Origin of the sequence: Rhodopila globiformis (assembly GCF_002937115.1) — a bacterium.
Classification (GTDB): Bacteria; Pseudomonadota; Alphaproteobacteria; order Acetobacterales; family Acetobacteraceae; genus Rhodopila; species Rhodopila globiformis.
On sequence record NZ_NHRY01000187.1, the window covers coordinates 22,225 to 30,977 of the forward strand.

At 68.1% G+C, this 8,753-nt stretch carries 7 protein-coding genes; 3 read left to right on the top strand and 4 right to left on the bottom strand.

Annotated elements, in window-relative coordinates; genetic code table 11:
* Positions 1-96 precede the first annotated feature (96 nt).
* A complete protein-coding gene (locus CCS01_RS17395) occupies positions 97-2,304 on the top strand; it encodes a hybrid sensor histidine kinase/response regulator (protein WP_158258455.1) in 2,208 nt (735 codons plus the stop codon).
* Between the two features lie 679 nt (positions 2,305-2,983).
* Here the strand turns inward: CCS01_RS17395 and CCS01_RS17400 are convergent.
* A complete protein-coding gene (locus tag CCS01_RS17400; protein ID WP_104520044.1) occupies positions 2,984-3,949 on the bottom strand; it encodes an NUDIX hydrolase in 966 nt (321 codons plus the stop codon).
* A gap of 51 nt (positions 3,950-4,000) precedes the next feature.
* Positions 4,001-4,177, bottom strand: a complete 177-nt coding sequence (locus tag CCS01_RS33795; protein ID WP_158258456.1) for a hypothetical protein — start codon at positions 4,175-4,177, stop codon at positions 4,001-4,003.
* 147 nt (positions 4,178-4,324) lie between these two features.
* Here CCS01_RS33795 and CCS01_RS17405 point away from each other — a divergent pair, with 147 nt between their 5' ends.
* Both CCS01_RS17405 and CCS01_RS17410 read left to right on the top strand, forming a co-directional pair.
* Positions 4,325-4,810: a CinA family protein gene (locus tag CCS01_RS17405; protein WP_104520045.1), complete on the top strand. Its 486-nt coding sequence runs from the start codon at positions 4,325-4,327 to the stop codon at positions 4,808-4,810.
* A gap of 23 nt (positions 4,811-4,833) precedes the next feature.
* Positions 4,834-5,229, top strand: a complete 396-nt coding sequence (locus tag CCS01_RS17410; protein WP_104520046.1) for a VOC family protein — start codon at positions 4,834-4,836, stop codon at positions 5,227-5,229.
* Between the two features lie 149 nt (positions 5,230-5,378).
* Here the strand turns inward: CCS01_RS17410 and CCS01_RS17415 are convergent, their stop codons facing one another.
* Both CCS01_RS17415 and CCS01_RS32945 read right to left on the bottom strand, forming a co-directional pair.
* The gene (locus CCS01_RS17415; RefSeq protein ID WP_104520047.1) at positions 5,379-7,352 is read right to left on the bottom strand and encodes a methyl-accepting chemotaxis protein; all 1,974 of its coding nucleotides are present in this window, start codon (positions 7,350-7,352) and stop codon (positions 5,379-5,381) included.
* Between the two features lie 332 nt (positions 7,353-7,684).
* The gene (locus CCS01_RS32945) at positions 7,685-8,068 is read right to left on the bottom strand and encodes a hypothetical protein (protein WP_146101822.1); all 384 of its coding nucleotides are present in this window, start codon (positions 8,066-8,068) and stop codon (positions 7,685-7,687) included.
* Between the last annotated feature and the right edge of the window lie 685 nt (positions 8,069-8,753).

The window sequence follows — 8,753 nt, forward strand, 5'->3', positions numbered from 1 at the left end:
ACGTTAACTTCTCAGAAATGTGACGTTATCCGTCTCATACCGATGCCGTAAAACCACCGTTAACCTAATGTATTTGACTCAAAGGATTGGCATCGCGTGAAAGCTGTGGGATCTGCGGCGCCTGGCATCGGTCATTATCAAAAGACCGTGGGCCTGTTGCGCGCGCTGGCGGCCGCCTCGCTGGTGATCCCGGTGGTCATGCTGCTGGTCGGCGGGACCATCACCTGGCAGAACAAGCGGCAGGACGCCTGGGACGAAAGCGCCTGGCTGGTGGACCTGCTGCAGCAGAGCACGTCGAAGCTGTTCGAAACCCAGTTTCTGGCCCTCGGGGAGGTCGGCATGGTGCTCGACGGGCTGGACCCCGCTGCCATTGCCGCCCGCCAGAGCCAGTTCCATGACCGGTTGCAGGCGCTGCTGCGCTACCTGCCGCAGACCCGGGACCTGTTCGTCGTGCGGGGAGACGGGCACGTTGCCGTGTCCGGCCTGTCCTACCCGGCGCACAGTGGCTTCGACCTGTCGAACCGTGACTTCTTTGACTATTTCCGGCGTGGCGGGACCGGGCTGTTCGTCAGCGCCGTCAGGAACCGGGTGGCGGACAACAGGCCGGTCTTCTCGCTGGCGATCCGGCGGCCCGTCCCGGACGGACATTTCGCCGGCGTCATCGCCACCGCGATCAGCCCGGACTACTTCGCGCACCTGTTCCGGAGCGCGACGGATATCTATGATGACTTCAGCGGCCGCATCATCTCGCTGCGCCGTTCGGACGGCGAAGTGCTGGCACGCTGGCCCGCGACGGAGCCGCCCAGGGCAGGGTTCGACCAGGCCCTGGCCGCCAGCATCGCCGGGACGCGACACCTGACGGGCCACTTCACCTACCTCTCGCCGACGGACGGGGAACACCGGGACGTCGTCTGGCGCCGGTTTGCCGGTGCCGGCATCGTCATCGCCGCGTCCGTCACGCACCGCGCGATCACCGCGAGCTGGTTCCGCGTCATCCTGCCGCATCTTGCGTTCGATATCCCGGCCATGCTCGGGCTGTTCTCGATCACGCTGCTGGCCCTGCGCCGCACCCTGCAGGCCGCCGCGGCGGCGCAACAGGCCGAGGCCGAGCGGCAACGCCGCCAGCGCGTCGAGGAGGCCGCCCGGCAGAGCCAGAAGATGGAGGCCCTGGGCCAGCTGACCGGCGGAGTCGCGCATGACTTCAACAACCTGCTGGCGGTCATCCTCGGCAGCGCCGAGCTGGCGAGAACCCGGCCCGCTGACAGGGCCGCGGCCCTGCTGGACAATATCGTAAAAGCCGCCCAGCGCGGCGCGACCCTGACGCGGCAGCTGCTGTCGTTCTCCCGCAACCAGGTGCTGCAGCCGAAGGTGCTCGATCCGTATATCGAGATCCAGCGCATGATGGCGCTGCTGAAGCCGTCCCTGCGCGGCACCATCGATATCGATCTGCGGGTGGCCAGCGATGTCTGGCTGGTCGAGCTCGATCCGTCGGAATGGGACATGGCCGTGCTCAACATCGCGGTCAACGCCCGCGACGCGATGCCGGAGGGCGGGCGGTTCACCATGACGGTGGACAACCAGCGGATCGTGCCGGGACAGCTCGCCCGGGCCCCCGACCTGCGCGGCGATTTCGTCCGCATGGCGCTGTCCGACACCGGCCCCGGCATCGCGCCGGCGGTCGCGGCGCGGGCGTTCGAGCCGTTCTACACCACCAAGGAGATTGGCCGCGGCACCGGCCTTGGCCTCAGCCAGGTCTATGGCTTCACCTGCCAGGCCGGCGGCCGCGCCACCATCAAGGCCGGCGAGGCGGGCGGGACCACCGTCACCCTGTACCTGCCGCGCAGCACGAAGCCCATTGTGCCGCCGGCCGCGGCGGCGGATTCGCCGGACGGGACGGCCGCCCGGCGGATTCTGCTGGTGGAATGCGACAACAGCCTGGCCCGGGTCACGACCGAGATCCTGACGGCACTCGGCCACGAGGTGGTGCGCGTCGACCGGGCCAGGGACGCGCTGGATCAGCTGATGCAGCCAGCCGGGCGGTTCAACCTGCTGCTGTCCGACATCGCGATGCCGGGCGGCCTGGATGGGCTGCAACTGGCGCGCATGGTGCGCGGCCGGATGCCGGCGCTGCCGATCATCCTGGTATCCGGGTGCAGCGATCCGCCGCCGGCGGCGGAGGACGGCTTCCGCGTCCTGCAGAAGCCGCTGCGGGCCGAGCAACTTGGACAGGCGATCCGGGCTGAATTGGGGCCTTATCCCAGGATCGTGGTGGACAACAGGCGGGCGCAGGCGGTCGAGGGTTAGGCAGGTCCCGGGCGAAGGCAAGCCACGGCCCGATCAGGGCCAATAACCGCTCCATTTGTCGCACGGACGCCCCAACCGTCATGGTGGGCGCAGGCCCCATGGGCGTTAAAATAGGGCTGGCTGTTGCCTCCTCGTCATGGCCCGGCTTGTCGCTACGCAATGCACACATCTCGGAAACGGTCCGCCGCGGCGTTTCCCTTTCGTCATGGCCCGGCTTGTCCGGGCCACCTATTCCAGCACGTGTGCCGCGACAGGTGGCCCGGACAAGCCGGGCCATGACGATGGGGGAACGCTCTTGGCGCCCAGGCAAGCACTTGATTTTACGGTCATTTCCGACTCGTTTCAGAAATCTGTGCATCCCGTAGGGCTTGTCCGGGCCACCTGTCGCGGCACAGTGCTGGAATAGGTGGCCCGGACAAGCCGGGCCATGACGGAATGGCAAGCATCGTGCCGCCGCCACGCTATTTTAACGCCAATGGGGCGCAGGCCCACCATCCACGCCTTCTGCTGGTACCGGCATCGCAAGGCGTGGATGGCGGCCCTGCGGCCGCCACGACGTGGAAGGGCTGGTCTGCCGATTCCGGTGGATCGGTTATTTTGGTTCAAGCCCTACCGCAGGCCGCGGGCCAGGCAGTGGCGCATACCGTTGCCTCATCCGGATGCCATGCCCCGCTGTCCCTCACACCGCCCGCACCAGCGGCAGCTTGGTGCCGGCGACCTGGCGCTCGGCCAGCACTTCCCGGCGGAACCGGAACAGCTTCGCCGGGCGGCCGCCGGTCTCGGCGGTTACGTCGCCGGTTTCCTCCACCAGGTCCTGCTGGTCGATCAGCCGGCGGAAGTTCTGCTTGTGCAGCAGGCGCCCGCCCAGCGCCTCGACGCTGCGCTGCAACTGCAGCAGGGTGAACGCGGCCGGCATCAGCTCGAACACCACCGGGCGGTACTTGATCTTGGCCCGTAGCCGGGCGATGCCGGTGGCCAGGATGCGCCGGTAGTCGTGCCGCATCGGCTCGCCCAGCGCCGCGGCCAGGCTGTCGGGCGGCGGCGCGCCGAACCGGCCCTCGGCGACGAGGCCGGCTTCCCACAGCAGCTCGTAGCGCTGCAGCACCAGTTCCTCGTTCCAGCGCTGGCCGCGCAGGCCGAAGCTGATCATCACCCGCCGCAGACGATCGCGTGTGACCGCGGGATCGTCCGCGTCCTCCGCCCAGGCCTGCAGCGGCCCCGCCAGGACCCGCTCCGCCAGGCCCGGGCCGTGGGCGCGCACGTCCTCCCACGGGAAGTAACGATACCAGGGCTGCCATTCGGCCCCCCAGCCCTGCGCCGCCGGCGCCTCCCGCGTCAGGCCCAGGTAGCTGACCGATACCACCCGCCCGGGCGCCCCCTGCTTGCGGTCCTTGTCGGCGAAGGTATAGAGCTGCTCGACATAGCCCAGCGGGTGGTGCGTCTGCGTCTCCACCCACGAGCGCAGGCCGGCCTGCAGCGAGCGGTGCGACACCTCGAACGGCCCGGACGGCAGCGCTTGGCCGTTGTCGATCGTCAGCACCCGCGGCTGCCCGCGCGTCACCGCGACGATGACCGCGATCAGTTCCGCGGTCACCGCCATGCTGTCGTCATCCATCCGTGCCGATGCCGGCTCCAGCGAGGTCATGGGCGGCTTCTGCCACGGCAGCTTGCGCGCCGCTACCGGCGACGTGTGACATCAACGCAACGGGCGGCGTCCGCCATGCAGCGTCGCATCCTGGATCGCCGCGCCGGCGCCCAGCATCACGGCGCTGGTGGCCATGGTCAGGATCGCGCTGCCAATCAGCGCCCCGGCCAGCCACGAGCCGGGCGGCCGCGGCGGGGGAAAATTGTCGGAGGCCTTCTGCCTGGGCATGTCGCGTTCCTCACGTCAGCAAGTTTATCCAAATACGCACCAGCAAGCCGGACAGTTCACCGCGACCCGTGCCGGCCTGGAATGGACAGGGCGGCAGCCGCGGGCGAGTATCCTGCTGTCATATAGGAACAGGAGAGGAAAATCCCCATGGAAGCGCTGCTGCCGCTCGCCGCGAAGCTGGGCGCCCGCCTGAAGGAACGTGGTGAAACCATTGCCATCGCCGAATCCTCGACCGGCGGCCTGATTTCCGCCGCCCTGCTGTCCGTCGGCGGCGCCTCAACGTATTTCCGCGGCGGCGGGGTGATCTACACCGCGCAGGCGCGCTCGGGGCTGCTGCAGATCCCCAATCCGCTGCCTTCCCCGATCGAGCGCGCCTCGACCGAGCCCTATGCGCAGTTGCTGGCGGATACGGTGCGCGCCCGGCTGGACGCAAGCTGGGGCCTGGGCGAGACCGGCGCCACCGGCCCCACCGGCAACCGCTACGGCGACAAGCCGGGGCATACCTGCATTGCCGTCACCGGCGCCGGCTTCTCCCGGGCGATCACGCTGGAGACCGGCAGCGACGACCGCATCGCCAACATGCGCGCCTTCGGCCTGCGGGCGCTGGAACTGCTGGCGGAGGCACTGGGCTGACGCCGCGCACCGGAGGACGACACATGGCCAAGCCGATCCACAGCATGATCCGCGTGCTGGACGAGGCGCGCAGCGTCGATTTCTATGCCCGCGCCTTCGGGATGCGGATCGCCGACCGCTATCCGTTCGACGGCTTCACGCTTGTGTACCTGAAGTCGGAGGAAGACGACTACGAGCTGGAACTGACCATCAACCACGGCCGCGCGGAGCCGTACACGCACGGCACCGGCTACGGCCACATCGCCGTCGTGGTGCCCGACGTCCGGGCTGAACACGCGCGCTTCGCCGCCGAGGGCCTCAACCCGGAGCCGGTGAAGGAGTTCCACCGCGACGGCGCGCTGATGGCCCGCTTCTTCTTCGTCACCGATCCTGACGGCTACCGGATCGAGGTGCTGGAGCGGCACGGCCGTTATCGCTGACGCGGCGGATGTCCAGGGAGGAACCGGCAAACGGCGCGGCCGTTCCCCCTTCGTCATGGCCCAGACCATGCTGAACCGGGGCATCGGCAGGCAAACCACAGGCCGCGGACGCCGCGGTGCGCCCGCACCTGCCGTCATGCCGCCCTTTCTCAGGCAGCCGCTGCGTTGTTGCCAAGTAACGTCGGCAGCTTGACCGGCGCATTGAACAGCAGCCCAAGCCCCGTGCCGGCGTCGCTGTTGAAGACAATCCTGCAGGCGGTCGCGACCTTAAGGCTAGGGACGCGCAGCTCACCGGTCGTTCCGGGTGGACAATCGATATCGACCAGCAGGTGGGCGCCGCGCTCCGAGATGTTGGTCAGCGGCCCCCGGTGCGTCGCGCCGCGGATCGTCAGCTCCGCGCTTGCATCGGTCGAGAAACGATGATCCATGCGCCGCTCGGCCTCGGCAACCGAGGTCCTGACCGACCTGACGAGCGAGCGGCGCGATTCATCCGCGCTCTTGCCAAGGCTGCTTGCGTCCGAGGCCAGTTGCTGCGCCCTGTCGCGGGTCTGCGAGGCCAGCCCGACGACGCCCGACATCACGTCGGCAACCGCCTTGGCGGCGTCGGCCGCGTGTCCGACCGACTGGCTGATCTCCTGGGTGGCCGCGCTCTGCTCCTCCATCGCGGCGGCGATGGCGGCGGAGACGTGGTCGATCTCGCCCACCTTGCCGCCGATGCGGGCGACGGCGTCCACCGTTTCCGTCGTCGCCTGGCGGATCTGCGCGATCTGGTGGCTGATGTCGTTCGTTGCCTTCGCGGTCTGGCCCGCCAGCTTCTTGACCTCGGCGGCAACCACGGCGAAACCGCGGCCCGCGTCGCCGGCGCGCGCGGCCTCGATCGTCGCGTTCAGCGCCAGCAGGTTGGTCTGGCCGGCGATGTCGGCGATCAGAGAGGTGATCTGCCCGATCCGCTCGACCTCAGTGCGCAGGCCGGTGATGATCTTCTGCGCGGCATCGGTCTCGCCGACGGCGCCGCGCGTGGCCTCGCTCGCGCCGCCGATCTGCGAGGTGATCTCACGGATCGACGCGGCCAGTTCCTCGGCGGCCGCGGCCACCGTCTGGGCGCTCATGAGCGCGTCCGACGACGCGCGCGCGGCGGTGTCGGCGTGGGCGCTGACATCCTGGGCGGCGTCGACCATGCCGGTGGTGTTGTGGATCATGCCGGACGTCTTGGTCGCGACGTCGGTCGCGCTGGCATTGGCGACGGTCTCGACCTTGTCGGCCATCTCCTTCAGCGCCGCGGCGCGGATCACAGCGGCGTCGGACTCGCGTTGCGCCCGCACCTCCTCCGCGTAGGCCAGCTTGGCCCGCAGGCTGCGCAGGAACCCGGCGATGGTCTGGAGTTCCGGAACCGGGACCGTTTCGATGGCATGCCCCAGATCGCCGCGCGCCAATGCGCCGAACTGTTCTTCAAGCGTTGCGAACGCCCGCCGCAGGCGCCGCAGGGAAACCGCCGACGTGGCAAGAACCACGGCGCCGATGAGCATAAGCCCGAGGGCGCGGGGCCAGGCGCCGATGCCGAGGCTTCCGGCCACGAGGCTGGCCGCCACGGACAGGTACAGCACGACAAGATTTATCGCCGTGCCGCTGGCGATGCCCTGCATCGCGCGCTGCACTGCCGGAACAAGCCCGGTGCGTACAAGGCTTCCGCCCAGTACGCGCAATCCACGGCCGCGGCCTTCCCGGATGGCGGCGTAGGCGGTCTCGGCCTGCGCGACTTCCTCGCGTTCGGGCCTGGTGCGGATGGAGATGAAACCGCTCAGCTGCCCGGCTTCCAGGACCGGCGTGACGTTCGCGCGTACCCAGTAGAAATCGCCGGACTTGGCGCGGTTCTTGACGAGTCCTTCCCAGGACTTGCCGGCCTTGATGGTGGTCCAGAGATCACGGAAGGCCGCCTGCGGCATATGCGGATGCCGGACGAGGTTGTGAGGCGCGCCGATAAGCTCGTCGCGGGTAAATCCGCTGACGGCGACGAAAGCTTCGTTGGCGAATGTAATGCGGCCGCCCGGGTCTGTCTGCGAAACGAGCAGCGCTCCTTCAGGCAGCGGAACTTCGTTGTTCGTAATAGGGCCAGTGTCGCGCATATTGGATTGCCTGGAAATGGATGTCTGCGTGGTGCATCTCGTGCCGGATTTGAAAGAATTTTGCAACCATTATATTCTGTTACCGGTGCCGAAAGCCAGCCCGGGCGCCGCTTGCATTGCCGGATCGGCAGCGGCGCCGCCGGCATGCCGAAGGCGGCGATTCCCGTGCCTGCGCGGTTTCGTATCGGAACAACATCGACGGGTTCATTGCCGCGGGCGCAGGCGACAAGGCGCAACGGCATGCAGCCTCGCGGCGAGGTTCGGCACAAAAATACCGATACAGCAACAGGCCCATCGGGCCGGGCGGCCGGCCCGGCACCCACAGCGCTTTTTCAGGCCTGGGGTGGCCCCTCTGCCGGGTCCGGATGCGGCACTTCCTTGGATGCGTCGTCGAGCTCGACCGGCCGCGACATGAATGCCCGAAGTTCCGGCAACAGGCCGGCGTCGTACATCAGCCTGAGGCGAACCAGGTCCCGTTCGACCGCGACGACCCAGCAGGCGAGCGGATCGTCGATAACATCCGTCAGCCACACTTCGTCGCCATGGCGGAGGTACAACGGCCAGCAGATTCCGTTCGGCGAGCCGGCCCGGTCGACCTGCGCGATTGCGCCTCGCTCGGAAATCTTGAGGAGCCGTCCGGGTGCCGGTAAGGCGCCTCGGCGCCGGAACCAGATAGGACGGTCTACCACAATGCGCTCGCCATCACGTCGACCCATACGCCGTCCTGCTTCGGGGCCGACCGTCTCGCCACCAGTACGTTGAGGGTGATCACGGGCAGACATGTTTGAGCCCCGATACGGTCTTGTTACGCTGGCCTCTGCGGCACGTCTGGCCGATGCCACCCTTCCCGACCCGGATTGTGCCATTGCCGACCCGAACGCACAAGCTGAAACTTGACGTTGTTACCAGGGAAATCTTTTGTCGTCGGAAATCTTTTGTCGTCGCGCGCCGCCATCCTGGCAAGGCGGGGCCGTGGAGTCAACGGTCCGGGAACCACCGGCGCCAGGGCCGCTGCCCGCGCAGCAGTTCGCCGCCTTGCAGCGGGTTCCACTTTGTTGCTGAAGAAATCTGCACGGGAGACCGGCGTTACGGCCTGCGGAGCCTGTTCGACCGGATTTCTCCGTCAGAGGCGGCCGACGACCTGAGCGACGACGGCGGCGGGCGTGCGGCACGATCGTCCAGAATGTAACCACAGAGGAAAGCAGAGGACCGCACCGGGCCACAGAGAAGAAATCATGGCGCCGCGCGCGTCGCGGCCAGCGCCACCGGACGATGCCACGCCAGGCGTCCCCATGGAGCCGGATCGGCAAAACCGCCTGCCATGAGGCCAACATCCGCACCAACCCGCGCAACGTCCCCCTGATCCCCTGTGGCCCTCCACCCCCTCAGCTTCGTCTCTGT